Here is a 24378-nt window from a genome sequence, read left to right on the forward strand (position 1 = left end):
TGGCCGACTTGCCGGGGATCGGGGACAGGATGCGGACGTCGGCGGACTTGACCGCGTACGCGATGTTCTTGGTGAGCGCGGTGACCTTCTCCACCTTCACCGCGGGGCCGAGCTCGATCTCGTACCGGGTGACTGTGGGGCCGCGGGTGAAGCCGATCACGTGGGCGTCGATGGCGAACTGCTCCAGCACGCTGCTCAGCGCGTTGACCACCGTGGTGTTCGCCTTGGTCTGCGGCTTGGGCGGCGTGCCGGACCGCAGCGTGCCCACGTCGGGCAGGACGTAGGGGCCCTCCTGCGAGGACAGCACCAGCTGCTCGACCTTGCGCGGCGCCGGGGTGGGGCGGGGCGGCTCGGCGGGGCGCTGGTCCACCGCCTCGGGCGGCTCCTCGTCCACCAGGCCGGGCACGATCTCCGGCGAGTGGTCGCCCCGCCGGCCCACGCCCTCCTCGACCAGGGGCGTGTCGTACGGCTTGACGTGCTCGCCGACCTCGGGGCCCCCGGCGTCCTTGGCGGGCCCGGTGCGCGGCTTGCGCGTCCGTTTGGCGGGCTGGGCGGCGTCGGTGGCCGGGCGCTTCTGGAACAGCATGTGGTGGATCTCGGAGAGCCGCTCGGGCACCCGGTGCACGGGGGTGGCGGTGATCACCAGGACGCCGAAGCCGGACAGCAGCATCAGCAGCGGGACGGTGATGAAGGCGGGCAGCACGCTGGACGGCGGCGCGGACACGATGAACCCGATCATGCCGCCGGCGGCCGAGACCTTGTCCATGCCGTCGCTCGCCCCGGGTCCCGAGGGGTACGGCGTGGCGTGCGCGACGTGCACGATGCCGAGCACGCCGGCCAGCAGGGCGGTCCAGCCGATGATCATGCGGCCGGTGTCGGCGTTCTGGTCGGGGTGGCGCAGCAGGCGCCAGGCGATCAGCGCGAGCAGGACGGGCACCGACCAGGCCAGCGAGCCGAGCACCCCGCGCAGCACCGCGGCCACCACGGTCGCGACCGTGCCCTGGCCGGTGCGCCAGGTCATCGCGGCCAGCACGATGGCGCCGGCGAGCACGGCGAGGCCGAGGCCGTCGCGGCGGTGAGCCGGGTCCAGCTCACGGGCCTGCTTGCCGAACGCGCGGGCGGCGGTGCCGATGCCGTTGGCGAACAGCAGCCACACGCCGACGAAAAGCTTGCCGATCGCGAGGAACACCCAGCCGATCGGATCGGGCTGGGTGTTCGCCTGGGAACGGGACGGGGCACGGCCGCCGGATCGCGCGCCCGTGGACCGCGCGGCCTTCGGGGCCGGGCGTTTGGCGGGGGACGTACGCGACGGCGCGGACCGCTTCGCCGACCCTTTTTGGGTGGATTTCGACGTACGGGTGGCCATGGTACCGAGGGTACGCATGTGGCATCCCAGGCATGAGGAGGCGCGCCGGATCTCAGGCTGTTCTATGTATTGACATCGCGTTCCGTGTAATGGAATCTCCATCCAACGAGATGTTGGAAGGAGGAGTGATGTCCGCACTCGACTGGTCCGTGCTGGGCGCCTACTTCGTGGTCATGGTCCTCATCGGGGTGTGGTCCAAGAACCGCATCAAGAGCGTGATCGACTACTTCACGGCAGGCGGCAGGATCCCCTGGTGGCTGTCGGGGATCTCCCATCACATGTCGGGCTACAGCGCGGTCATGTTCGTCGCCTTCGCCGCCGTCGCCTACGACTACGGGCTGACCGTGTACGTCTGGTGGGCGATGACGATCGGCATCGGCGTCGGCATCGGGGCCTTCCTGTTCGCCGCGCGCTGGAACCGGCTGCGGTCCAAGCACGGCGTCGTCTCGCCGCTCGAATACCTCACCCGGCGGTACAACCTGCCCACCCAGCAGGTCATGGCGTACAGCGGCGCGCTGCTGAAGGTGGTGGACATCGCCGCCAAGTGGGTCGCCATCTCGGTGCTGCTCAAGGGCTTCACGGGCATCCCCATCCAGTACGGCATCGCGCTGACCGGCGCGGTCACCGTGATCTACGTGACGGTCGGCGGGCTGTGGGCCGACGTGCTCACCGACTTCGGGCAGTTCGTGATCCAGGCCGTGGCCGGCGTGGTGATGTTCGCGGCGGTGCTCGGGCACCTCGGCGGGGTGTCGGCCCTGTGGACGATGTGGGACCGGCTGCCCGAGGGCCACGGCGACCCGCTCACCGGGCCGTACACCACCACGTATTTCTTCGCGTTCCTGCTGATCAAGACGTTCGAGTACAACGGCGGCATGTGGAACCTCGCCCAGCGGTACATGGGCGCGCCCTCCGGCTCGCAGGCGAAGCGGGCCGCGCTGCTGTCCAGCGGCCTGTGGCTGGTCTGGCCGCTGATCCTCTTCATCCCGATGTTCGCCGCGCCGCTGATCGTGCCGGGACTCGCCGACTCCGACCAGTCCTACGTGCGGCTGGCGCAGGAACTGCTGCCGACGGGCCTCATCGGCCTGGTGCTCGCCGGGTTCTTCTCGCACACGATGGCGATGGTGTCCTCCGACGCCAACGTGATCTCCGCGGTCATCACCCGCGACATGCTGCCGGTCTTCGTCAAGCGGGTGCGCGAAATGTCGCGTGAGGGGGCGCTGCGGCTGGCCCGGATCACCACGTTCGTGTTCGTGGCGACCAGCATGGCCATCGCGATCAGCACCCAGGGGCAGGGCGTGGTGCTGAAGATCGTGGTGGACGTGGTGGCGGCCACCATGGGGCCGATCTCGATCCCGCTGATGCTGGGCCTGCTGCCGTGGTTCAGGCGCAGCGGCCCCACCGCGGCCATCGTCTCCTGGGCGGCGGGCCTCGGCGTGTGGGCGGTGATCAAGTGGGTGATCGCGTCCACCAACCAGACGCTGGTGGTCGCCGCCCCGCTGGTGACGTCCCTGATCCTGTACGTCGTCATCGGGCTGCTCAAGCCGGAGAACCGCCCCGACCGCGACGAGCTGGTCGACTCGCTGAACAGCGACGCCCCCGACGACCGGGCCACCGCCGCCGTGGCGTGACGAACGTGCGGGGCGGGAGAAGGGTGCCCTCCCGCCCCGCCCTTACGCTTGTGCTTGTCTGCCTACTTGTCCGACTCCAGGGTGCCGCCGTTGGCGACATCCGACTTCTCGATCTCCCAGAAGACGATGCGTACGGCCTCCCTGCGCGCCTTCAGGATGTCCACGGCGGCCTCGGTGACCGCCGCCACGAACTCGCGGCGCTGGTCCATGGTCCGCCCGGACAGCAGTTCCACGGTGATGTTCGGCATGGTGTCCTCCGGTCTCAATATGTTGCATCACATAAAATCAAATTCCACTACATGAACCAAGAAGGAGATCAGGCGTGGACGTGGCGGTGATCGGCGAGCCACTGGTCGAGTTCTCGGCATCCGTGCCCCTGACCGAGGCGGACACCTTTCGCCTGTCGTTCTCCGGCGACGCCCTCAACGTGGCCGTCGCGGCCGCCGCCGCCGGCGCGCACGCCGCCCTGGTGACGCTCGTGGGGGACGACGAGTTCGGCGAGCGGCTGATCGCCTTCGCCCGGCGGCACGGCGTCGACACCACGTGGATGACGCGCGGCCCGGGATCCACCGGCGCGTACGCCGTCGGCGCCGACCCCAGCGGCGAGCGCGCCTTCGCCTACCTGCGCGCGGGCAGCGCCGCCTCGCGCATGGGGCCCGCCGACATGGCCCGCGTGCCGCTGGCGCGGGCGTCGGTGCTGGTGGTCAGCGGGATCACCGCCGCGCTGTCGCCGTCGTGCGCGCAGGCGGTCCGGTACTCCGCCGTGGCCGTGGGCGCGGCCGGGGGCTCGGTGGTGTACGACCCGAACTTCCGTGCGCGGCTCACCACGCCGTTCGCGGCCGCCAGGTTCCTGTCCGACCTCGCGCCGCACGTGGACGTGGTGACCCCCTCCTGCCCCGGCGACAGCCTGCCGCTGCTCGTCACCGCCGAGCCCGAGGAGGCGGCCCGCGCCTGCCTGCGCCTCGGCGTCCGCGCCGTCGCCGTCACCAAGGGGGCCGACGGGGTCCTGCTCGCCGACGCCACCGGCCACATGGAGGAGATCCCCGCGATCCCGCCCGCCGTCGTCGTCGACCAGACCGGCGCCGGCGACGCCTTCTCCGGCGTGCTCGCGGCCCGCCTGGCCGCCGGGCGGCGCCTGCCCGACGCCGTGCGCGCGGGGGCCGCCGCGGCGGCCATCAGCCTGGAGGGCCAGGGCGGCACCGGCCGCGTGGCCACCCCCCACGAGATCGACCGCCTGCTCGCGACGGTCCCCGATCAGTGAGACGAGGCGCCCCGGGCCGCCGTCAGGTCGCCTCGACCTTGGCCAGGAAGGCGTCCACGGTGGCTTCGATACGTTCGGGGAACTCGCCGTTGACGGCGTGCGACGCCTCCGGCCAGAGCTCGACGGTGCCGTGCCGCAGGAGGCGGCGTGCCCGTGCCGCGGCCTTGCCGGGATCGTGGATGATGCTGCGGCCGGCGATGACCACCAGCACGGGGACGTCGATCCCGGCGATCTGCCCGTCCGCCGGATATTCGGGCAGGGGCAGGCTGGGGGCGAAGTCGCGCATGCCGGACGCGATGAGCGCGGCCACGGGGTCGTCCTCGGAGGTGTCGGCGCCGCCGGAGATCCAGCCCAGCAGTTGCCGCCGCAGGGCCCCGGGCATGGGGAGCACCGACCCCAGCGAGACGACGACGACCTTCCAGGTGATGGGCCCGAAGGTGGCCCCCGGTTCGAGCAGGACCAGCGAGCGGACCCCGGCCGGGCGGCGCACCGCGAGGTTGACCGCGGCCCAGCCGCCGATCGACAGGCCCAGCACGTGGAACTCCTCCTCGGGCAGGCCGTCGATCAGCGACGCCAGCCAGGCCGCCTGGTCCTCGGCGGAGGTCAGCGGGCGGGTCTGCACGGACAGGCCCGGCTCGCCGACGAGGTCCAGCGCGTACACCGGGCGGCTCCGCGCCAGACCGGCCAGGTTGGCCTCCCACATGGGCGCGGCGGCCGTACGGCCCGGGAGCAGCACCAGCGGCACCCCCTCCTCCGGCCCGAACCGGTAGGCGCGGACGGTGCCGAAGCCGGTCGGCACGTCCAGCGTGGCGCCCGGCGCGGGCAGGGCCGCCATGGCGCGGTCGTAGGCCCGCCGGTACCGCTCGTAGCCGGCGGCGTCCCGGAAGTGGCCGAGCTTCCGCGCCTTGAAGGCCGGGCCGATGTTCGGCGCGATGGTGTCCATGGCGTTTACTATACGTTCGTATCGTAAAAACCGGCCGGAGAGGGACGATGCCGAAACGCGTGGACCACGACTCCCGCCGCGAGGAGATCGCCAGGGCGGCCCTCAGGCTGTGCGTGCGCGAGGGCCTGGCGTCGGTGACCATCGGCCGGGTGGCGGCGGAGGCCGCGATCTCCAAGGGCCTGGTGCAGCACTACTTCCCCACCAAGGAGGCCCTGCTGCGGCTGGCCGCGGCCACGCAGCGGCATGACATCGAGAGCGCCGTCGCGGCGGCCGTACGGCCGGGCGACCCTCCGGAGGCGGTGCTGCGCCAGATCCTTCTGGCCCTGGTGGATCTCGGCGCCGAGCAGATCCTCGCGGGCCACGCGTTCCTCGCCTCCACCGCGGCGGACCCCACGCTGCGCCGGCTCTACCGGGAGGGCTCGGCCGTCGCGACCGCCACCGTCGCCCGCCTGCTCACCGAGGCCCGCGGCCCGGCCACCGGCGCCGAGGCGGAGGCGCGCGTCCTGCTCGGCGTGGCGGGATCACTCGCCGACGCGCGCATGCTGGGCGAGATCGGCCGCGCCGAGGCCGTCGCGGTGCTCGACCTGCAGCTGAGCCGTCTTCACGGCGCCGCGGCGGACTCACGCGGGGGCGGGTGAGCGCCGCCGAGGGCGCGTGGGGTGTTCAGTGGCCGGCGCTCTGGCCGCCGTCGACGTGCAGGATCTCGCCGGTCACGAACGGGGCCGACTCCAGGTACAGCACGGCGTCGACGATGTCCCCGATCTCGCCCATCCGCCCGACCGGGTGCAGGCCGGCGAACGTCTCGTGGTACTCCACGGCGTGCATCGGGGTCTTGATGATCCCCGGCGAGACGGCGTTGGCCCGCACGCCCGTCGCCGCGTACTCGATGGCCAGTGACTTCGTGGCGGCGGCCAGCCCGCCCTTGGTCAGCGAGGCCAGCACGGACGGCACGCCGGAATTGGGGTGGTCGACGAAGCTGGTGGTGACGTTGACGATGTGACCGCTCCCCCGCTCGGTCATGGTGCGCAGCGCGCGCCGGGTGAGGTGGAAGTACCCCGCGAGGTTGACGCCGACCACCGTGGCGAAGTCCTCGTCGGTGTAGTCCGTGAACGGCTTCGCGATGAAGACGCCGGCGTTGTTGACCAGGGTGTCGATGCGGCCGAACCGGCTCAGCGCCGCCGCGACCACGCGGTCGGCCGTGTCCGCGTCCGCGATGTCGCCGCGCACGGTCACGACGTCCGCGTCCGCGGCGGGCTCGATCGAGCGGGACGTCGCGACGACGCCGTACCCGAGCTTGCGGAAGGCGTCGACCAGGCCCGCGCCGATGCCCTGGGACGCTCCGGTGACGACGGCGACCTTCTGCCCTGTGCCCATGGTGACCACTTCCTTCTCAAGGTGAGGAGATGAATCCGGCGATCTCTAGACGACCGGTCTACTAAAAAGTAGAGGACCGGTCGTTTGCTGTCAAAAACGGACATGAACAGGTGACGCCTGATCGTGCGGTCAGGAAGGGGGCCGCTGTTAGTAGGCTCAGGGGGTGGTCAGGGAAGGCAGCTCCATCGACAAGGCCCTGGCGGTGCTGGAGGCGATCGCCGAGCACCACAGGGTGACCGACATCGCCGCGGCGACCGGCGTCTCCAAGTCGACCGTCCACCGCATCCTCCAGTCGCTCGTCGACTGGGGCTTCGCCAGGCCGGACGGCGCGGGCGGCTACGAGCCCGGCCCCCGCATCCTCACCCTCGCCGGCAAGGTGATGAGCAGGTTCGACCCCGCCCGCCAGGCCGACGCCGCCCTGCGGGCCCTGCACGAGAGCACCGGCTACACCACCCACTTCGGCATCCGCGGCGGCGACGAGGCCGTCTACGTGGCCAAGCTGGAAGGCCGCCGCCCGTACCAGATGCCCTCCCGGGTCGGCATGAGCCTGCGCCTCCACAGCACCGCCATCGGCAAGGCCATCCTCGCCCAGCTCTCCGACACCGAGGTCCGCGCCATCTGCTCCCGCACCGGCCTCCCCGCCCTGACCCCCGCCACCCGCACCACCGTGGACGCGCTGCTGGCTCACCTCGCCGACGTCCGGGCCCAGGGCCACGCCCTCGACGACGAGGAGAACGAACCAGGCGTCCGCTGCGTCGGCGCCGCCGTCTTCGACCACACCGGCGCCGTCCTCGGCGCCATCTCCATCTCCACCCTGGCGATGGACATGGACCGCACCGCCCTGGAACAACTGGCCCCCAGTGTCGTGGCCACCGCCAGAGACGTCTCCCTGGCCCTCGGCGCCCCTCAGGTGGCCCTCACCCGCTGATCGGAACGAACCACCGAGCCGGGCGCTGATCTACAATCCGGTCATGAAGGCGGCGATCCGCAGCAGGTACGGCGGCCCGGAAGTGGTTCGCGTGGTGGATGCGGACAAGCCCGGGGCCGGGGCCGGCGAGTTGCTGGTCAAGGTGCACGCGACGACGGTCAACCGGACCGACTGCGGGTTGCGGGGCGCGAAACCCTTCGTCGTCCGGCTGGTCGCGGGCTTCTCCAGGCCGAGACTGACGATCCTCGGGAACGAGTTCGCCGGTGAGGTCGAGGCCGTGGGCGACGGCGTGTCGTCCTTCAAGGCCGGCGACCGGGTGTTCGGGTACGACGACGCCACGCTCGGCGCGCACGCCGAGTACGTCGTGGTCCGGGAGGCCGGGGCCGTCGCCCTCATCCCGGAGGGGCTGACTTACGAGGAGGCCGCGCCGAGCACCGAGGGCTCCCACTACGCGCTCTCCCTCGTCGAAGGGACGAGGGCACGTGCCGGGCAGCGTGTCCTCGTGTACGGCGCGACCGGCGCCATCGGCACGGCGGCACTCCAGCTTCTGAGAGATCTCGGCGTCACGGTCACCGCGGTCTGCGGCACCGAGAACGTGGACCTGGCGAAGAGCCTGGGAGCCACCGATGTCATCGACTACAGGACCGAGGACTTCACGAAGGACGGGCGGCGCTACGACGCGGTCATCGACGCCGTCGGCAAGACCTCGTTCGGCCGGTGCAGGCGACTGCTGAGACCCCGCGGCGTCTACGTCTCCTCGGACCTCGGACCTCTGGCCCAGAACCCCTTCCTGGCCCTCGTCACCCCGCTGTTCCGCGGCAGGAGGGTCCGGTTCCCCTTCGCCCGGAACGACGCCGCGATGGCCCGGCACTTCAAGGAGCTGATCGAGTCGGGGGCCTTCAGACCGGTGATCGACAGGACCTACACCCTGGACGAGATCGTCGAGGCGTACCGCTACGTCGAGACCGGCCAGAAGACAGGAAACGTCGTGATCAGCATCGAGCATTCGCCCTAGCACGTCACCGTTTCAGCGGGCCAGCCAGCCGCCGTCCACGGCGAGGATGTGGCCGTTGACGTAGGCGGCGGCCGAGGAGGAGAGGAAGACCGCGGCGCCCGCCAGGTCCTCGGGGGTGCCCCAGCGGGTGGCGGGGATTCTTGAGCGGATGGCGGGTTCGCGGGTGGGGTCCCGGCGGAGGGCCTCGGTGTTGCTGGTGGCGATGTAGCCGGGGGCTATGGCGTTGACCTGGACGTTGTGGGGAGCCCATTCGCAGGCGAGCGCTCGGGTCAGGCCGGCTATGGCGTGTTTCGAGGCTGTGTAGCCGGGGACGTTGATGCCTCCCTGGAAGGAGAGCATCGAGGCGATCATGACGATCTTGCCGGCGCCTCGGGACAGCATGGGGGCCGCCACGGCCTGGGTGAGGAGGAAGACGGCGTCCAGGTTGACCTTGAGGACGTCCTGCCAGTCGCTGTAGGGGTGGGTCACGGCCGGGGCCCGGCGGATCGTGCCGGCGTTGTTGATCAGGATGTCGATCCGGTGCCGGGCGAGGAGGGAGGCGACGGCCTCGGGGAGACGGCCCGTGTCGGAGAGGTCGTGGATCCAGCGCCAGGACCGGCGGCCCACCTCGCGGATGTCTGCCTCGACCTCGTCCAGGTCGTCGTGGTGGCCGTGCAGGACGATGTCGGCTCCCGCCTGGGCCAGGCCGGCCGCGACGGCGCGGCCGATGCCGGTGCGGCTGCCGGTGACCAGGGCGGTGCGGCCCGCAAGGGAGAACATCGCGGCGAGCGGGGAGCCCGCGCCTTCCGGGGACGGCGTCCCGGCGGGTGCGGGCTCGGCGGGGCGGGTCATCGCATCTGGCCGATCGGGACCTGTTCCATGTCTTCGTAGGCCTGGTTCTCGCCGCCCATGGCCCAGACGAAGGAGTAGTTGCGGGTGGCGAAGCCGCAGTGGACGGACCAGCAGGGGGAGATCACGGCCTGGTTGTTGGCGACGATCAGGTTGCGGGTCTCGTCCGGCTCGCCCATCAAGTGGACGACGCGCTGGTCCTCGGGGAGGTCGAAGTAGAAGTAGACCTCGGTGCGGCGTTCGTGGGTGTGGCAGGGCATGGTGTTCCACATGCTGCCGGAGGCGAGGACCGTCACGCCGAGGACCAGCTGGGAGCTCTGGATGCCCTTGGCGTGGATGTACTTGTAGATCGTGCGCTCGTTGGAGCCCTCCTGGGCGCCCAGGTGGACGGGCTCGGCGTCCTCCAGGCCGGCCTTGACGGTGGGGTGGTCGCCGTGCGCGGGGGTGGAGACCAGGTAGAACGGCCCGCCCGAGAAGGTGACCGAGCGGGAGCCCCGGGCGGCGTACAGGCACTCCTTGGGGGCCAGGTCGTACGGGGTGCCGTCGACGGTGACGGTGCCGGGGGCGCCGACGTTGACCACGCCGAGCTCGCGCCGCTCCAGGAAGTACCCGGCGCGCAGCGGATCGGGGCAGGGAAGCTCCAGAGGGGTGTCCCCGGGGGAGGCGCCGCCGATGACGATGCGGTCCTCGTGGGAGTACACGAGGCGGATCTCGCCAGAGGTGAAGAGGCCCTCGGCCAGGAAACGGGCCCGGAGCCGGTCGGTCGTCATGCCGGGCACCTGGTCGGGGGCGGTCGCGTGCCGTACCTCCACCATGCCTCCAATTCCGTTACATGAAACGAAGTATCACGGTATAGAACGATCTTAGGACGTGCGGGGACGCCGAGGCGACCGGGGCGGCGGTCAGTACGTGCGGCGGACCCCGCGGGCGGCCACCTCGATGCGGTCGCGGGCCTCCAGCAGGCAGGACGCGATCTCCTTGTCCCGGCCCGCCGTCAGCCGGGGCACCGGCACCGAGACGCTCAGCGCGTCCCGGGGCGGGTAGGCGATGTCCAGGGCCGCGCCGAAGCAGCGCAGGCCCTCGGTGTTCTCCTCGCGGTCCACGGCGTAGCCCCGCTTGCGCACCCGCCGCAGGTCCGCGATGAGCTGGCCCTGGTCCACGATGGTGTTCTTGGTCAGCCTCGGCAGCTCGGCGGGCAGCAGGCGGCTCACCTCGGTGTCGTCGCGGGTGGCGAGGATCGCCTTGCCGAGCGAGGTGGTGGAGGCCGGCAGGCGGCGCCCCACCCGGGTGAACGGCCGCAGGTAGTGCCGCGAGGCCCGGGTGGCGAGGTAGACGACGTCGAAGTGGTCCAGCCGGGCGAGGTGGACGGTCTCCCCCGTCACCTCGGCCAGCCAGTCGAGGGCGTCCCTGGCGATCTGCACGACCGGGTCGCCGTCGATGTAGGTCGCGCCCACCAGCAGGGCGCGCATGCCGATGCGGTAGAGCGTTCCGGTGACGTCGGTCTCGATCCAGCCGAGACCGACCAGCGTGCGCAGCAGGGCGTGCAGGCTGCTCTTGGGGTAGCCCAGCTTGCCCTGCAGGTCGGAGAGGCTGTGCAGCCCAGGGTACTGCGCGAAGAAGTCGAGCAGCTCGACGGTCCGCACGGCGGACTTCACATGCGGCACGGTTGATCCCTGCTCGGTCATATCCGCTTCTCCCTGCCGCACCTCGTCCTCCATTCTGGCCCGTCAGGCCTCCACGACGCGCCCGCCCACCCAGGCGTATTCGGGGTCGCCGGGGTCCAGCTCCTCCAACTCGGCCGCGTACACCTCGGCGTCGTCCTGCGGCTCGTAGCCGAGGGCCCGGCCCGCGGTGTGGTCCCACCAGTTTCGCGTATTCGCCGACACTCCCCACACGATCGCGTACGTCAGGTCCGGCGCGGTCAGGCAGGCGTGGGTCAGCCGCACCATGTCCCCCGGGCTGAGCCAGGTCGACAGCGCGCGGGGCACCGTCGGGCGCGACCTGAACGACCCGATACGCAGCGCCGCCACGCGCAGGCCGTACCGGTCGGCGTAGAAACGGCCGAGCGCCTCACCGTAGGCCTTGGACACGCCGTACAGCGAGTCGGGGGCCACCGGGGTGTCGGCGGGCACACTCTCCTGCCGCCGGGTGAATCCGGCCGCGTGGTTGCTGCTCGCGTAGATCACCCGCTCCACGCCGGCGCGGCGGGCGGCCTCGAACACCTGATAGGTGCCCTCGATGTTGGCGGGCAGCACCTGTTCCCAGGGGGCGCTGGTGGCCGCGACACCCGCCAGGTGGACGACGGCGTCCACGCCTGTCATCGCGCGCTCCAGCACCTCCGGGTCGGTGACGTCGCCCCGGAAGGTCTCGAAGCTCGGATGGTCGATGGGATCTCGGTCCAGCAGCCGCAAAGTGTGACCGTGGTCGGGAAGCCCTTCGGTCAGACAGGTACCGATTCGCCCCGCCGCCCCGGTCACAAGCACACTTTTCACCATGTGGCCACCGTATGGGTGCTGACGTAGTCCTCGTCAAGATCGTCACCCAGCCCTGGCCCGGACGGCAGCGCCACGTTGCCCGACTCGTCGATGGGATCGACGATGGAACGCAGGTGCGGCGGCGGCGTGTCGTAGTCCGAATGCGGGTGCAGCAGTCCGCGCTCGTACCACTCGCCGCACAGGGTGGCCCCGATCACGGCCAGCGCCCCGGAGCCGTTGCCGTGGATCTCGCAGCCCATGCCGAACGACTCGGCGGTGTGCACCGCCTTGATCGCCGGGATGATGCCGCCGGACCCGACGACCCCGACCCGCAGGATGTCGCACGCGCCCGCCGCCACCCACTCGGCCCGCGCCATGTGCTTGCCCCAGGAGGTCTCCGGCCCGAGCACCGGCGTAGCGATCTGGTCGGCCAGCCATTTGTACGACTGCACCGACGCCTCTTCCATCGGCTCCTCGTACCACGCGAACCCCAGCTCGTCCAGCGCGCGGCCGAGGCGCAGCGCCTCGGTGCGGCTGTACCAGTGGTTGCTGTCCAGCATCAGCGCCACGTCCCAGCCGACCGCGTCCCGCACGGCCGCGCACGCCTTGATGTCCAGCGCGACGCCGTGCGGCATCGGCGGCATCCAGGTGTGCAGCTTGATGCCGCGGTAGCCCCGGGAGACCAGGTCCTTGCAGAAGTCGGCGTAGTCGGACGGCGTCGCCAGCCCGCCGGGGATGTCGTCGCCGCACATGGTGCTGGCGTAGGCGGGGACGGCGGAGCGGGCCCCGCCGAGCAGCCGCCACACCGGCAGGCCGAGCTTGCGTCCCATGAGGTCCCACAGCGCCTGGTCGGCCACGCTGAGCAGGCGGTCGGTCAGGTGCCCGTGCGCGCCGCGCTGGCGGCGGGCCAGGGCGTGCCACAGGCGCTCCCGGTCCAGGGCGTCCTGGCCGGTCAGCACGGGGCGCACATGGGCGTTGATCATGCTTTCCCGCAGCGTCTCGGGCGGGCCGAGGCAGCGCCCGGTGGCGCCGTCGCTGTCGGTGATCTCCAGCAGTGCCTCCCGCACCTCGCGGGGCGGCCCGGGGTGCCGGTGCCCGTGCCCGTCCACCACCGATCGGATGACGGTGGTGAACACCGTGACGGTGACGCGCTCGATGACGGCCATGACGCTCCCTTCGATAGGTCTGCGCGGGATCTCCGGCGCCCGGAGCCGGCGTCCGCGGTCAGGCGGGGGACGCCGGCCCCGGCGGGGCGGGGCCGCGGCACGCCGGTCCCGCCCGCGGCCGGTCAGTTCGGGTTGGCCTTCTTCCACTCCGCCTGGGCCTCGGTGAGCTTCTGCGCCATGGTGTCGAGGAACTCCTTGGGGGTCATCGACTTCAGCAGCACCTTCTGGAACAGCGGCTCGGTGTCGGCCTTGGTGATCGCGGAGAACTGCGGCAGGTAGTACGGCGGCGAGACGACCGCGGTGGCCGGGTCGGAGAGCACCTGCACGGCGTTCTTCAGGTACGGCCGCTCGTCCAGCCACGCGTCGCCCTGGGCGTCCTTGTTGGCCGGGATCTGGCCGGTCTGCTGGTTCCAGTAGCTGTTGCTCTCCTTGGAGACCAGGAACTCGACGAACTTCCAGGCGGCATCCTTGTGCTCGCTGTTCTTGAACACCGCGAAGCCGTCCACCGGGTTGGCGACGATGGTGCGCTTGCCCGACGCGCCCACCGGCAGCGGGAAGGCGTCCACCTTGTCGGCGCCGAACGCCTTGACGTGGTCGTTGTAGGAGCCGAGGTTGTGGTGCATCATCGCGACCTTGCCGCTGGTGAACTGCGCCACCATCTTCGGGAAGTCGTTGGTGACGTCCGCCTCGGGGGTGTCCTTCTTGAACAGCTCGGCGATCTTGCCGACCAACTCGACGTTCTTCGGGTCGTTGACCGTGCTCTTGCCGGACGCGTCGAAGAACTCGGTGACGCCGGAGTAGGCGTACGCCTCGGCGAGCAGCTGGAAGATCGACCCGGCGCCGCCGCGGATGGTCCAGCCGTACTGGTCGGGAGCCTTGGTCAGCTTGGGCACCGCGGCGAAGAAGTCGTCCCAGGTCTTCGGCGCCTCGACGCCCGCCGCGGACAGCTTGTCCTTCTGGTACCACACGACGTCGAGGTTGGAGGTGGCCGGCACCATGTACGCCTTGCCGTCCGGCGTGGTCTGCTTCACCGACGTGAGCATGCTCTCCAGCAGTGCGCCTCCGGCGGGGCTGGAGGAGAGCCACTGGTCGGCGGGCTCCAGGGCCTGCTGCCCGGTCAGGCTCGCCAGGTAGCTGGTGGTGACGCCGCCGACGTCGGGCGTCTCGCCGCCCGCGATGGCGGTGTCGTACTTCTGCTGCACCGAGGCGATCGGGATGCCGACGTACTCCACCTTGATGGTGGGGTTGGCCTTCTCGAACCGCTTGATCAGCTCCTGGTAGATCGGCGTGCGCACGCCGCCGTTGTTGTCCCAGAAGGTGATGGTCGTGGGGGCGGCGCTGGAGCCTGGTTCCCCCGAGTCGGATCCGCAGGCCGTCGCGGCCGCGGACAGGGCGAGGACGGCGAGGGTGGCCACGGCGGCCTTTGCGATGCTTCTCATGGTTCGGTGTCCTCCAGTCGGGGGGTGCTATCCCTTCACGGCACCGGCGCTTATGCCGTGCACCAGGTAGCGCTGAATCACTGCGAACACGCACACGACGGGCAGGGCGGCGACCACGCCGCCCGCCGCGAGAGCCCCGAAGTCGGCGCTGTACTCCCCGATCGTGTAGCTCAGGCCGACGGGGATGGTGAAGTTGTCCTGCCGGCTGATGAACATCAGCGCGAACAGGAAGTTGTTCCAGGTGTGGATGAAGGCGAACGATCCCACCGCGATCAGGCCGGGCCGCAGCTGCGGCAGCACGACCGCGAAGAACGCCCGCAGGCGCGAGCAGCCGTCCACCATGGCGGCCTCCTCCACCTGGAAGGGGACCGCGCTGACGAAGCCGCTCATCAGGATGATCGACAGTGGCAGGTTGAACACCGTGTCCGCGACGACCAGGCTCCACAGCGAGTTGATGAGCTTGAGCTCGCGGAAGATCGTGAACAGCGGGATGAGCATCATGGCGCCCGGGATGAACTGCGTGCACAGCAGGACGACCATGAACAGCCCGCGCCCGCGGAACCGGAACCGCGCCAGGGCGTACCCGCCCATCAGCGCGATCACGGTGGTGAAGAGCAGCGCCAGCACCCCGACGATCACGCTGTTCTTGAAGAACACCGCGTACCCGATGTCATTCCACACCGTGGCGAAGTGGTCGAACGTGATCGGCCACGGCACCGGGGAGGTGGACCCGGCGGGCCGCAGCGCGAAGACGATCATCCAGTAGAAGGGGACCAGCGTGAACACCAGGTAGAGCCCGAGCGGGACGTACAGCCGCAGCACCCGCCCGGGGTCGCGGTGACGCGGGCCGGGCGCGGCGCCGGGCGGCGTGCCCGGCGGGGCCGGCGCCGCGTGCCGCGGGACGACCTCGGTCGCCATGGAACCTCCCCTCATGCCTTGTGGTCCGCGCCGAGGCGGCTCAGCCGCAGGTACAGCAGCGAGAAGAACAGCAGGATCACGAACCCGGCCGTGGTCAGCGCCGAGCCGTACCCGAAGTCCTTGGAGTCGATGGCCCGCTGCGCCACGTACAGCGGCAGCGTGGTGGTCACCTGGGCGGGCCCGCCGCCGGTGAGCGTGTAGATCAGGTCGACGTTGTTGAACTCCCAGACCGCGCGCAGCAGCGTGGCCAGCACGATCGCGTCGCGCAGGTGGGGCAGCGTGACGTGCACGAACCGCCGCGTCCGTCCCGCGCCGTCCACCGCGGCGGCCTCGTACAGCTCCCCGGGGATGCCCTGCAGGCCGGCGAGCAGCAGGATCGCGAAGAACGGCACGCCGCGCCACAGCTCGGTGATCACGAGAGCGCCGAACACGGTGTCGGGGTTGCCGAGCACCGCGGCCTCCGGCGCGCCGAGGTAACGGATGATGCCGGTGGTGGGGTTGTAGAGCAGGATCCAGATGCCGGTGGTGAGCACCCCGGACACCGCCCAGGGCGAGAACACCAGCGACCGGGCCAGGCCGCGGCCGATGAATGTTTCATTGACGATCAGTGCCAGCGCCATCCCGAACACCAACTGCAGGCCGATCTCCACGACGACCCACTTGGCGGTGAAGCCCAGGCTGGCCCAGAACAGCGGGTCCTCCAGCAGCATCTGCCGGAAGTTGTCCAGGCCCGCGAAGCCGTCCGACCATGGCCTGGTCAGGTTGTAGTGCTGCAAGCTGTAGTACAGGACGCTGCCGATGGGGTACACGAGGAAGATCGCGATCAGCAGCACGGTCGGGGAGATCAGCAGGTACGGAGCCCAGCGCAGCGCCCGGGGGCGTCTACTCGCCAAAGCCACCTCGCGCTCCGTTCGATAGGCACACACATTCTTGAACGACGTTCACGCATGTGGACGCGCCGTCAACGTAGGAACGCGGCCGGTCGGCTGTCAAGCCTTCGCCAGGTAACCAAAACATTTCGAATCCTGGTCGACCGGGTTTCCGCCGCTCTCTTGACCGCTGGGGGTTGGCCGCCTTACGTTCCCTGTGTTCATATACATGAATAGGGTTCTCGAATATGGACACTGGAAAGGATCGCATGACAGTGCTGGCGGACAAGGCCGGCGGGCCGCTCTTCTTCCCCGTCACTCCCTGCGACCCCCGGGAGCGGCTCAACCTGGACGCCTTCCGCGAACACGTCCGCGAGGGGGTGGCGGCGGGCTGTGCCGGGGTGTTCGCCTGTTGCGGGACGGGCGAGTTCCCGGCGCTCGGCCTGGACGACTACGCCGCCTGCGTGACGGCGGCCGTCGAGGAGACGGCGGGACGGGTGCCGGTGATCGCGGGTACCGGATACGGCACGTCCCTGGCCCTGTCGTTCGCCGCCGCCGCCGAGCGCGCGGGCGCCGACGGGCTGCTGGCGCTGCCGCCGTACCTGGTGCACGCCGAGCAGGAGGGCCTGCGGCGACACTACGAGAACCTCGCCGACGGCACCTCGCTGCCGGTGATCCTCTACCAGCGCGACAACGCGGTCTTCGAGCCGGAGACCGTCGTGGCGCTGGCCAGGCACCCCGGCATCGTCGGCCTCAAGGACGGGTACGGCGACCTGGACCTGATGCAGCGGATCATCAGCGCGGTGCGCTCGGCCTCCGTCGAGCTCGAGTACTTCAACGGGCTGCCCACCGCCGAGATGTCCGCGCTCGCCTACCGGGGCCTCGGCGTCACGCTCTACTCCTCGGCGGTCTACTGCTTCCTGCCCGCCCTCGCCACCCGGTTCCACCGGGCCCTCGTCGACGGCGACGACACCACGGCCGCGCGGCTGATCGACGAGTTCTACCGGCCGTTCGTGGAACTGCGCCGCCAGGGCACCGGCTACGCCGTGTCGCTGGTCAAGACCGGGGTGCGGCTGCGCGGGCTGGACGCGGGGCCGGTGCGCGCCCCGCTGTGCGAGCCCGCCCCCGAGCACGTCAAACGGCTCGGCGAGCTGATCGAGCAGGCGCTGCAGCTCGTCGAGGAGCTCTGACCCCCTGGAAGCCCTCGTCCCCCCCGGGCGGGGGCTCCCCCTGACCCAGGAGGTACACCCCCCATGAGAACACCCTCACGCCGGGCCGCCGTCCTCGCGGCGGCGGCGCTGTGCGCGGCCACGATGACCGTCGTCCCGGCCGGGCCCGCGGCGGCGCACGGCGTCCCCCTCGGGCGGCAGACCCTGCCGCCCGGCGACGGCTGGGCCTCCGCGGGCACCGGCACCACCGGCGGCGCCGCGGCCGACGCCGCGCACGTGTACACCGTCACCACGCGGGCCGGGCTGATCGCCGCCCTCAACGGCGCGGACGCCACCCCGAAGATCATCTACGTGAAGGGCACCGTCGACGCCAACACCGGCGACGACGGCCAGAAGCTCACCTGCGACGCCTACGCCGTGAACGGCTACACCCTCGCCGGGTACCTCGCGGCGTACGACCCGGCGGTCTGGGGCCGCGACAGCGAGCCGTCCGGGCCGCTGGAGGACGCCCGCGCGGCCTCCGCCGCCCGGCAGACCGCCAGGATCAAGCCCAAGGTGGGCTCCAACACCACCATCGTGGGCCTCGGGCGCGCGGTGCTGAAGGGCTTCAACCTGCACGTCGACAAGGCCGACAACGTCATCGTCCGGAACATCCACTTCCAGGACGCCTACGACTGCTTCCCGCAGTGGGACCCCACCGACGGCGCGGACGGCAACTGGAACTCGCTGTACGACAACGTCTCGGTCACCGGGTCCACCCACGTGTGGGCCGACCACAACACCTTCGACGACGGCGCCAACCCCGACTCGTCCCAGCCGCTGTACTTCGGGCGGCCCTACCAGGTGCACGACGGGCAGCTCGACATCACGAGCGGCGCGGACCTCGCGACGGTGTCGTGGAACCGGTTCGCCGACCACGACAAGACCATGCTGATCGGCTCCACCAACAACCCGGCCACCGACACCGGCAAGCTCAACGTGACCGTGCACCACAACGTGTTCGACACCGTGCTGCAGCGGGCGCCGCGGGTGAGGTTCGGCCAGGTGCACGTGTACAACAACCACTACGAGATCCCGGACGGCGCCGGGTACGTCTACAGCCTCGGCGTCGGCGTGCAGTCCAAGATCTACGCCGAGAACAACTTCCTCAGGCTGGGGGCCGCCGTGCCCGCCAGTGAGATCGTCTACAACTGGGGCGGCACCGCCGTGCACGCCGAGGGCAGCCTGGTGGCGCAGGGACGGCGGGTGCGGCCGACGGACGTCCTCGCCGCGCACAACGCCGCGCACGACCCCGACCTGAGCGCGGACGTGGGCTGGACACCCACGCTGCACACCCGGGTGGACCCGGCCGTGCTGGTCCCGCTCACCGTTCCCCTGCTGGCGGGCGCGGGCCGGCTGCGCTGACCCCCTGATCCCTGGCCGGGGCGGGCAGGCTGCGCCGTCCCCCTCCGGCCGGGGCGGGCCGCCCGCCGCCCACCCCGGCCGTCAGCTCACCTCGGCCAGCCAGCGCTCGTGGGCGCCGTCGAACGGCGGACGGCGCTCCCGCACGGCGTCCATCAGCCAGGCGGCCGCCCGCTCGGCCTCGGCGGCCACGTCCGGCGGGTAGCCGTAGCGGACCCGGTGCTCGGCGAACTCGTCCGCGTCGTCCAGCAGCACCCGGCCGTCCCGGAGCCGCAGCACGTCGAGGTCGAGGTCGACCATGGTGACCCGGCCGTCGCTCCACTGCGGGACGGTCGTGATGTCGCAGTAGATCTCCATCGGCTGCGGCTCGGCGTTGAAGTTCGCGGTGAACCACGCGTCCCTGGGGAACAGCAGCACGAACGCGTGCTCCCAGACGAGGGAGACCTCGGTGCCCCGGCGCCCCGGGGTGCCCGGCGGGCAGCCCGTCCAGACGCCGTGCTCGTCCTCGCCGAGCAGCAGCGCGTCGTGGTACCAGTGCAGCGACCCGTCGTACTTGGTGTAGGCGACCTTGACCGTGGTGCCGGTGACGCCGGACGGGGAGGCGTCCGCGGTCACCGGCAGCTCGGCTCCGGTTTCGGGCATGGTGGGCTCCTCACAGGGCGAAAGGGGTTCCGCCCAGGAACCTACGCCCGTCAGACCTCCACGACCACCGGAATAATCATGGGCCGGCGGCGGTAGCCCTCGTTGACCCAGCGGCCCACGATCCGCCGGGTCACCCGGCGCATCTGCTGCAGGTCGGCGACGCCGTCGGCCGCCGCGTCCTCCAGAGCCTTCTCGATCAGCGGGATCACGGCGTCGAACGCCTCGATCTCGATGCCCGAGCCCCTGGCGTACACCTCGGGGCCGCCGGTCACCTTGCCGGTGGTGGAATCGACCACCACGACGACCGAGATGAACCCCTCGTCGCCGAGGATGCGCCGGTCCTTCAGCGCGACGTCGGTGACCGCGCCCACCGAGGAGCCGTCCACGTAGACGTAGCCGCACTGCACCGCGCCGGTGATCCTCGCCCGGCCGTCGATCAGGTCGACCACCACGCCGTCCTCGGCGATCACGATGTGGTCGTCCGGCACGCCGGTCAGCGCGGCCAGCTTGGCGTGCGCGCGCATGTGCCGCCACTCGCCGTGCACCGGCATGAAGTTGGACGGCTTGGTGAGGTTCAGCACGTACAGCAGCTCGCCCGCGGCGGCGTGCCCCGAGACGTGCACCAGGGCGTTGCCCTTGTGCACCACGCGGGCCCCCCACCGGGTCAGGCCGTTGATGACCTTGTTGACCGCGGTCTCGTTCCCTGGCACCAGCGATGACGCCAGGAGCACCGTGTCGCCCTCGGCCACCCGGATCGGGTGGTCGCGGTTGGCCATCCGGGACAGCGCCGCCATGGGCTCGCCCTGCGAACCGGTGCAGATCAGCACCACGTCCTCCGGCGGCCACTCCTCGATCTCGCGGGAGTCGACCAGCAGGCCCGCCGGGATCTGGAGGTAGCCGAGCTCGCGGGCCACCCCCATGTTGCGGACCATCGACCGGCCGATCAGGGCGACCTTGCGGCCGTTCTGCTCGGCGGCGTCGAAGATCTGCTGGACCCGGTGGACGTGCGAGGCGAAACAGGCCACGATGATGCGCTTGTCCGCGCTGCGGAACACCTCGTCGATCACCGGGCTGATGGTGCGCTCGCTCGGCACGAAGCCGGGCACCTCGGAGTTGGTGGAGTCCGACATCAGCAGGTCGACGCCCTCGGCGCCGAGCCTGGCGAAGCCGCCGAGGTCGGTCAGGCGGCCGTCCAGCGGGAGCTGGTCCATCTTGAAGTCGCCCGTGTGCAGGACGATGCCGGCCGGGGTGCGCAGCGCGACGGCCAGCGCGTCCGGGATCGAGTGGTTGACGGCGAAGAACTCGCACTCGAACGGCCCGAAGCGCCGCCGTTCCCCTTCGACGACCTCGACCTTGACCGGCTGGATGCGGTGCTCGGTCAGCTTGCTCTCGATCAGGCCGAGCGTCAGCCTTGATCCCACCAGGGGGATGTCGGCGCGCTCGCGCAGCAGGTAGGGAACCGCGCCGATGTGATCCTCGTGCGCGTGGGTCAGCACGACCGCCTCGATGTCGTCGAGCCGATCACGGATGTAACTGAAGTCGGGCAGGATCAGGTCCACGCCCGGTTGGTCCGGCTCGGGGAACAGCACGCCGCAGTCGACGATCAGCAGCCTGCCGTCGAACTCGAAGACCGCCATGTTGCGGCCGATCTCGCCGAGTCCGCCGAGCGCGACGATGCGCAGGCCGTGGTCGGGCAGCGGCGGAGGCGGTCCGAGCTCGGGATGCGGATGGCTCATGCTGTACCCCCGTGTCCACCGGCCCGGTGCGCGGGGACGGCTCCCTCGCCGGGCCGTCTCGCGCGGCGCGAGCCTATTTCGCGGTATCTCTTTCGCAAACTATCCGTTCCTCCTCGCCGCGCCCAGCGCGCGGCATCATTCCGACATTCCCCATCATTGCTACATCTCTACGACCACGCCGGACGGGACGGGGATCCGGTGGGGGCCGGACCTCCGCCGTCTCCGTCGACGGCTCAGTCGGTCAGCTTCACGCCACCGGCGACCAGGTCGGCCCGCAGGACGGCGAACTCCTGCTCGGTGGCCTCCACCAGGGGCAGGCGCAGGGGGCCGCCCTGCTGCCCTATGAGGTCCAGCGCGGCCTTGACCATGATCGCGCCCTGGGTGCGGGTCATGATCCCCGCCACCACGGGCAGCAGTCGCCGGTGCAGTTCCAGCGCGCCGCGCACGTCCCCGGCCCGGTGGCGGCCGATCATGTCGGCCAGCTGCGCGCCGACCACGTGGCCCACCACGCTGACGAAACCTACGGCGCCCACCGAGAGCCAGGGCAGGTTCAGCGCGTCGTCACCCGAGTAGAACGCCAGGTCGCTGGCGAGCATCACCTGGGACGAGGCGAAGAAGTCCCCCTTGGCGTCCTTCACCGCCGCGATGCGCGGGTGCAGGGCCAGGCGGATCAGCGTCCCGACGTCGATCTTGGTGCCCGTGCGGCCCGGGATGTCGTACAACATCGCCGGCAGGCCGGTGGAATCGGCTACCGACGTGAAGTGATGGTACAGGCCTTCTTGGGGGGGCTTGCTGTAGTACGGCGTCACCAGGAGCAGCCCGTGGGCTCCCGCCTGCTCGGCGGCCCTGGCCAGCTCGATCGAATGGGCCGTGTCGTTGGTGCCCACTCCGGCCACCACCGTGGCGCGGTCGCCGACCGCTTCGAGCACCGCGCGCAGCAGCAGGTCTTTCTCGGCATCGGACGTCGTGGGGGATTCCCCGGTCGTGCCGCTGACCACCAGGCCGTCGTTCTTCTGCTCGTCGACGAGGTAGGCGGCCAGCCGCTGGACGCGGTCGACGTCCAGGGCGCGGTCGGCGGTGAAGGGGGTGACCATGGCGGTCAGCATGCGGCCGAAGGGCGCGCCGGAGGTTGCGAGTGGCGATGCCATAGACCGAACGGTACCCGGATCCCGGGAAACGGTGGACCCCGCCACCCCGGTTTACCATACCGGGCGGGCCGATCCCGGGGCATCCCGGGCCGCCGGCGCCTCCGGACATGGATAGAGGCCGCCGATATGTGCTCGGGGGTACACACATCGGCGGCCTCTATCCGAACAATCGGAGCGGCTTACGGGTGTGTTACACGGTTCTACGGAGAATTTTCGGATCCCTCGGCACGCGGGATGACTCCGGGGGGTAACCGGGCCACCTGGGACACGGGCGGCGCGGGCTTCATGAGCTGGGCTCATGCATCGCCGCACTTAAGCGGCACCTTCGCCCTGGACCGGTCCCACGGTCCGTCACCTACTGTTTCCACAGAATCGCGTTTGGTAAAGTTGGGACTCCAAGTTTCGGTCATTACTCCCAGTTGTCCAATGATTACGGCAAGATAGGTAAACGATCTCGAGCACTCCCCAGGGATGGACGGATGACTGGCAACGACCCGGTGTATCTACGTGTCGTCGAAGAACTGCGGGGCCAGATAGTCGACGGCACCCTTCCACCTGGCGCGCCGATCCCCTCCCGCGCACAGCTCACCCAGCGTTTCCGCGTCGGCGAGACCGCTGCCCGCCACGCGCTGCGCGTGCTGGCCGCCGAAGGCCTGATCGTCGGGAAGGTCGGCTCCGGGCACTACGTCCGCGAGAAGTCCGTGCTCTACCCCCTGCAGCGCTGCCGCCACATCGACCACGACGTCCCCTTCGCCGCCGACATGCAGGCGGCCGGCCAGCGCGCCACCTGGGACTGGCGCAGCGACCAGGTCAGGGCCCCCCGCGAGATCGCCCGCCGCCTCGCCCTCCCCGAGTCCTCCCCCGTCATCCGCACCCGCTACGTCTTCCGCACCGACGGCAAGCCCATGCAGCTCGCCACCTCCTACGAGCCCGCCGACCTGACCACCCGCCCCCACCCCGCCCCCGAAGAGGGCACCAACGGCCGCAAGAGCCTCGTGGCGCGCCTCTCCGCGGCCGGGGTCAAGGTCACCGACATCCGCGAGAGCGTCCACACCCGCGTCCCCCAGCCCACCGAGAGCGACCTGCTCGACCTCCCCACCGGGGTCCACGTCCTCCACGTGGAGCGCACCCACTGGTCCGCCGACCGCCCCGTCGAGACCAGCGACCTGATCGTCCCCGGCGACCGCTTCCGCCTCGTCTACAGCGTCCCCCTGGGCGCCTGACGGGGCATCAGGAGCGAGCGCGCTGGGTGGCGGCCACGCAGAGCAGGACGGCCAGCGCGGCGCCGAGGGTGACGAGCTCCAGGGCTTCGGACAGCAGCAGCCACGCCCAGACGAGGGTGAGCGGGGGCTGGAGCAGCTGGGTCTGACCGGCGCGGGCGATGCCGCCGCGGGCCAGGCCCGCGTACCACGGGATGAACCCCAGGAACATGGACACCAGGCCGACGTAGAGGAACCCGCCGAGGGCCGGCGCGGTGACATGCTGCCCCGTGACCAGCAGCAACACCGTCACCGGAACCGTCACCGGCAAGGCGACGACCAAGGCATACGAGATCACCTGGAGGCCCGGCGTGTCCTTGGCCAGCCGCGCGCCCTCGGTGTAGCCGACCGCGGCGGACAGCAGGGCCCCCACCAGCAGCAGGTCGGCCACCGCGAGGCTCCCGCCACCTCGGCTGAGGGTGAAGAGGGTGACCGCCACCGCTCCGGCGCCGCACGACAGCCAGAACAGCCGCCGGGGCCGCTCACCGGCACGCAGGACGGCGCAGACCGCCGTGGCCAGGGGCAGCAGCCCGACCACCACGGCGCTGTGCGACACGCTCGCACCGGCGTCCAGCGCCAGCGCGCTGAGCAAGGGAAACCCGAACACCACACAGACCGACGTCACGACATACGACCCCAGCCGCCCCCGCGGCGGCACCAGCGGCACCCGCGCGACCACCAGACACACAACCGCCGCGAACGCCGCCACCACCCCCCTCCCGATCGCCACGAAGTAAGGATCAAACCCCCGCAACGCAAACGCCGTAGCCGGAAACGTCCCAGAAAACGCCACCACCCCCCCACCCGCCATCAC

24 protein-coding genes are annotated in these 24378 nt (G+C 70.8%); 8 read left to right on the forward strand and 16 right to left on the reverse strand.

The window, feature by feature from the left end:
• Window positions 1-1189: DNA translocase FtsK 4TM domain-containing protein (locus tag ACFP1K_RS37925; RefSeq protein ID WP_380762762.1), on the reverse strand; the 1189-nt coding region annotated here is incomplete at its 3' end.
• A 305-nt stretch (window positions 1190-1494) separates the two neighbouring features.
• Here ACFP1K_RS37925 and ACFP1K_RS37930 point away from each other — a divergent pair.
• Window positions 1495-2994: a sodium:solute symporter family protein gene (locus ACFP1K_RS37930; protein WP_380762764.1), complete on the forward strand. Its 1500-nt coding sequence runs from the start codon at window positions 1495-1497 to the stop codon at window positions 2992-2994.
• A gap of 62 nt (window positions 2995-3056) precedes the next feature.
• Here the strand turns inward: ACFP1K_RS37930 and ACFP1K_RS37935 are convergent, their stop codons facing one another.
• Window positions 3057-3242: a tautomerase family protein gene (locus tag ACFP1K_RS37935; RefSeq protein WP_184984263.1), complete on the reverse strand. Its 186-nt coding sequence runs from the start codon at window positions 3240-3242 to the stop codon at window positions 3057-3059.
• Window positions 3243-3316: 74 nt separating this feature from the next.
• On the opposite strand from ACFP1K_RS37935, the gene ACFP1K_RS37940 reads away from it, so the two are divergent.
• Entirely contained in the window at window positions 3317-4255 is a 939-nt protein-coding gene (locus ACFP1K_RS37940) for a sugar kinase (RefSeq protein ID WP_380762767.1), read from the forward strand.
• A 22-nt stretch (window positions 4256-4277) separates the two neighbouring features.
• Here ACFP1K_RS37940 and ACFP1K_RS37945 read toward each other — a convergent pair whose 3' ends face one another.
• On the reverse strand, window positions 4278-5198 hold the full coding sequence (locus tag ACFP1K_RS37945; RefSeq protein ID WP_380762769.1) for an alpha/beta fold hydrolase: 921 nt from the start codon (window positions 5196-5198) through the stop codon (window positions 4278-4280).
• 47 nt (window positions 5199-5245) lie between these two features.
• Here ACFP1K_RS37945 and ACFP1K_RS37950 point away from each other — a divergent pair, with 47 nt between their 5' ends.
• Window positions 5246-5836 carry a TetR/AcrR family transcriptional regulator gene (locus tag ACFP1K_RS37950; protein ID WP_380762771.1) on the forward strand — a complete coding sequence of 197 codons (591 nt, stop codon included), beginning with the start codon at window positions 5246-5248 and terminating at the stop codon, window positions 5834-5836.
• A 25-nt stretch (window positions 5837-5861) separates the two neighbouring features.
• Here the strand turns inward: ACFP1K_RS37950 and ACFP1K_RS37955 are convergent, their stop codons facing one another.
• The gene (locus tag ACFP1K_RS37955) at window positions 5862-6572 is read right to left on the reverse strand and encodes an SDR family NAD(P)-dependent oxidoreductase (protein WP_380762774.1); all 711 of its coding nucleotides are present in this window, start codon (window positions 6570-6572) and stop codon (window positions 5862-5864) included.
• 163 nt (window positions 6573-6735) lie between these two features.
• Between ACFP1K_RS37955 and ACFP1K_RS37960 the strand changes: the two genes are divergently transcribed.
• Both ACFP1K_RS37960 and ACFP1K_RS37965 read left to right on the forward strand, forming a co-directional pair.
• On the forward strand, window positions 6736-7500 hold the full coding sequence (locus ACFP1K_RS37960; RefSeq protein WP_380762776.1) for an IclR family transcriptional regulator: 765 nt from the start codon (window positions 6736-6738) through the stop codon (window positions 7498-7500).
• Window positions 7501-7543: 43 nt separating this feature from the next.
• Window positions 7544-8515 carry an NAD(P)-dependent alcohol dehydrogenase gene (locus ACFP1K_RS37965; protein ID WP_380762778.1) on the forward strand — a complete coding sequence of 324 codons (972 nt, stop codon included), beginning with the start codon at window positions 7544-7546 and terminating at the stop codon, window positions 8513-8515.
• Window positions 8516-8527: 12 nt separating this feature from the next.
• Here ACFP1K_RS37965 and ACFP1K_RS37970 read toward each other — a convergent pair whose 3' ends face one another.
• From ACFP1K_RS37970 to ACFP1K_RS38005, 8 genes are all read right to left on the reverse strand, one after another.
• A complete protein-coding gene (locus ACFP1K_RS37970; RefSeq protein WP_380762781.1) occupies window positions 8528-9346 on the reverse strand; it encodes an SDR family oxidoreductase in 819 nt (272 codons plus the stop codon).
• Window positions 9343-10158: a 5-dehydro-4-deoxy-D-glucuronate isomerase gene (gene kduI, locus ACFP1K_RS37975; RefSeq protein WP_380762784.1), complete on the reverse strand. Its 816-nt coding sequence runs from the start codon at window positions 10156-10158 to the stop codon at window positions 9343-9345. Before kduI ends, ACFP1K_RS37970 begins: the two co-directional genes overlap by 4 nt.
• An 87-nt stretch (window positions 10159-10245) precedes the next feature.
• The gene (locus tag ACFP1K_RS37980) at window positions 10246-11028 is read right to left on the reverse strand and encodes an IclR family transcriptional regulator (protein ID WP_380762787.1); all 783 of its coding nucleotides are present in this window, start codon (window positions 11026-11028) and stop codon (window positions 10246-10248) included.
• 42 nt (window positions 11029-11070) lie between these two features.
• Window positions 11071-11838 (reverse strand): NAD-dependent epimerase/dehydratase family protein, encoded by a 768-nt coding sequence (locus ACFP1K_RS37985; protein WP_380762790.1) that lies wholly within the window; start codon window positions 11836-11838, stop codon window positions 11071-11073.
• A complete protein-coding gene (locus ACFP1K_RS37990) occupies window positions 11832-12983 on the reverse strand; it encodes an enolase C-terminal domain-like protein (RefSeq protein WP_380762793.1) in 1152 nt (383 codons plus the stop codon). The genes ACFP1K_RS37985 and ACFP1K_RS37990 overlap by 7 nt, the downstream gene beginning before the upstream one ends.
• Window positions 12984-13105: 122 nt before the next feature.
• Window positions 13106-14422: an ABC transporter substrate-binding protein gene (locus tag ACFP1K_RS37995; protein ID WP_380762796.1), complete on the reverse strand. Its 1317-nt coding sequence runs from the start codon at window positions 14420-14422 to the stop codon at window positions 13106-13108.
• Between the two features lie 27 nt (window positions 14423-14449).
• A complete protein-coding gene (locus tag ACFP1K_RS38000) occupies window positions 14450-15340 on the reverse strand; it encodes a carbohydrate ABC transporter permease (protein ID WP_380762799.1) in 891 nt (296 codons plus the stop codon).
• A gap of 11 nt (window positions 15341-15351) precedes the next feature.
• Window positions 15352-16239 carry a carbohydrate ABC transporter permease gene (locus tag ACFP1K_RS38005; RefSeq protein WP_380762802.1) on the reverse strand — a complete coding sequence of 296 codons (888 nt, stop codon included), beginning with the start codon at window positions 16237-16239 and terminating at the stop codon, window positions 15352-15354.
• A gap of 239 nt (window positions 16240-16478) precedes the next feature.
• Between ACFP1K_RS38005 and ACFP1K_RS38010 the strand changes: the two genes are divergently transcribed.
• Together ACFP1K_RS38010 and ACFP1K_RS38015 are read left to right on the forward strand one after the other, a co-directional pair.
• Entirely contained in the window at window positions 16479-17399 is a 921-nt protein-coding gene (locus ACFP1K_RS38010; RefSeq protein WP_380762804.1) for a 5-dehydro-4-deoxyglucarate dehydratase, read from the forward strand.
• A gap of 63 nt (window positions 17400-17462) precedes the next feature.
• Entirely contained in the window at window positions 17463-18782 is a 1320-nt protein-coding gene (locus ACFP1K_RS38015) for a pectate lyase family protein (RefSeq protein WP_380762807.1), read from the forward strand.
• 81 nt (window positions 18783-18863) lie between these two features.
• Here ACFP1K_RS38015 and ACFP1K_RS38020 read toward each other — a convergent pair whose 3' ends face one another.
• The 3 genes from ACFP1K_RS38020 to dapA all read right to left on the reverse strand — a co-directional run bounded on the left by ACFP1K_RS38020 (window position 18864) and on the right by dapA (window position 22305).
• A complete protein-coding gene (locus ACFP1K_RS38020; protein WP_380762810.1) occupies window positions 18864-19421 on the reverse strand; it encodes a DUF402 domain-containing protein in 558 nt (185 codons plus the stop codon).
• Window positions 19422-19471: 50 nt separating this feature from the next.
• A complete protein-coding gene (locus tag ACFP1K_RS38025) occupies window positions 19472-21157 on the reverse strand; it encodes a ribonuclease J (protein ID WP_380762811.1) in 1686 nt (561 codons plus the stop codon).
• 233 nt (window positions 21158-21390) lie between these two features.
• Window positions 21391-22305 carry a 4-hydroxy-tetrahydrodipicolinate synthase gene (gene dapA, locus ACFP1K_RS38030; protein ID WP_380762813.1) on the reverse strand — a complete coding sequence of 305 codons (915 nt, stop codon included), beginning with the start codon at window positions 22303-22305 and terminating at the stop codon, window positions 21391-21393.
• 479 nt (window positions 22306-22784) lie between these two features.
• Here dapA and ACFP1K_RS38035 point away from each other — a divergent pair, with 479 nt between their 5' ends.
• On the forward strand, window positions 22785-23528 hold the full coding sequence (locus ACFP1K_RS38035; RefSeq protein WP_380762815.1) for a GntR family transcriptional regulator: 744 nt from the start codon (window positions 22785-22787) through the stop codon (window positions 23526-23528).
• Between the two features lie 7 nt (window positions 23529-23535).
• On the opposite strand, the gene ACFP1K_RS38040 is transcribed toward ACFP1K_RS38035, so the two are convergent.
• On the reverse strand, window positions 23536-24375 hold the full coding sequence (locus ACFP1K_RS38040) for a DMT family transporter (RefSeq protein WP_380762817.1): 840 nt from the start codon (window positions 24373-24375) through the stop codon (window positions 23536-23538).
• Window positions 24376-24378 lie beyond the last annotated feature (3 nt).

This window comes from Sphaerisporangium aureirubrum (assembly GCF_042658925.1).
Lineage (GTDB): Bacteria > Actinomycetota > Actinomycetes > Streptosporangiales > Streptosporangiaceae > Sphaerisporangium > Sphaerisporangium aureirubrum.

Excerpts from the sequence above, each read along its gene's own strand:
- ACFP1K_RS37930 (WP_380762764.1), top strand. The coding sequence starts at position 1,495 with ATGTCCGCACTCGACTGGTCCGTGCTGGGCGCCTACTTCGTGGTCATG.
- ACFP1K_RS37935 (WP_184984263.1), bottom strand. The coding sequence starts at position 3,242 with ATGCCGAACATCACCGTGGAACTGCTGTCCGGGCGGACCATGGACCAG.
- ACFP1K_RS37945 (WP_380762769.1), bottom strand. The coding sequence starts at position 5,198 with ATGGACACCATCGCGCCGAACATCGGCCCGGCCTTCAAGGCGCGGAAG.
- ACFP1K_RS37950 (WP_380762771.1), top strand. The coding sequence starts at position 5,246 with ATGCCGAAACGCGTGGACCACGACTCCCGCCGCGAGGAGATCGCCAGG.
- ACFP1K_RS37955 (WP_380762774.1), bottom strand. The coding sequence starts at position 6,572 with ATGGGCACAGGGCAGAAGGTCGCCGTCGTCACCGGAGCGTCCCAGGGC.
- ACFP1K_RS37965 (WP_380762778.1), top strand. The coding sequence starts at position 7,544 with ATGAAGGCGGCGATCCGCAGCAGGTACGGCGGCCCGGAAGTGGTTCGC.
- ACFP1K_RS37970 (WP_380762781.1), bottom strand. The coding sequence starts at position 9,346 with ATGACCCGCCCCGCCGAGCCCGCACCCGCCGGGACGCCGTCCCCGGAA.
- kduI (WP_380762784.1), bottom strand. The coding sequence starts at position 10,158 with ATGGTGGAGGTACGGCACGCGACCGCCCCCGACCAGGTGCCCGGCATG.
- ACFP1K_RS37980 (WP_380762787.1), bottom strand. The coding sequence starts at position 11,028 with ATGACCGAGCAGGGATCAACCGTGCCGCATGTGAAGTCCGCCGTGCGG.
- ACFP1K_RS37985 (WP_380762790.1), bottom strand. The coding sequence starts at position 11,838 with ATGGTGAAAAGTGTGCTTGTGACCGGGGCGGCGGGGCGAATCGGTACC.
- ACFP1K_RS37990 (WP_380762793.1), bottom strand. The coding sequence starts at position 12,983 with ATGGCCGTCATCGAGCGCGTCACCGTCACGGTGTTCACCACCGTCATC.
- ACFP1K_RS37995 (WP_380762796.1), bottom strand. The coding sequence starts at position 14,422 with ATGAGAAGCATCGCAAAGGCCGCCGTGGCCACCCTCGCCGTCCTCGCC.
- ACFP1K_RS38000 (WP_380762799.1), bottom strand. The coding sequence starts at position 15,340 with ATGGCGACCGAGGTCGTCCCGCGGCACGCGGCGCCGGCCCCGCCGGGC.
- ACFP1K_RS38010 (WP_380762804.1), top strand. The coding sequence starts at position 16,479 with ATGACAGTGCTGGCGGACAAGGCCGGCGGGCCGCTCTTCTTCCCCGTC.
- ACFP1K_RS38015 (WP_380762807.1), top strand. The coding sequence starts at position 17,463 with ATGAGAACACCCTCACGCCGGGCCGCCGTCCTCGCGGCGGCGGCGCTG.
- ACFP1K_RS38020 (WP_380762810.1), bottom strand. The coding sequence starts at position 19,421 with ATGCCCGAAACCGGAGCCGAGCTGCCGGTGACCGCGGACGCCTCCCCG.
- ACFP1K_RS38025 (WP_380762811.1), bottom strand. The coding sequence starts at position 21,157 with ATGAGCCATCCGCATCCCGAGCTCGGACCGCCTCCGCCGCTGCCCGAC.
- dapA (WP_380762813.1), bottom strand. The coding sequence starts at position 22,305 with ATGGCATCGCCACTCGCAACCTCCGGCGCGCCCTTCGGCCGCATGCTG.
- ACFP1K_RS38035 (WP_380762815.1), top strand. The coding sequence starts at position 22,785 with ATGACTGGCAACGACCCGGTGTATCTACGTGTCGTCGAAGAACTGCGG.
- ACFP1K_RS38040 (WP_380762817.1), bottom strand. The coding sequence starts at position 24,375 with ATGGCGGGTGGGGGGGTGGTGGCGTTTTCTGGGACGTTTCCGGCTACG.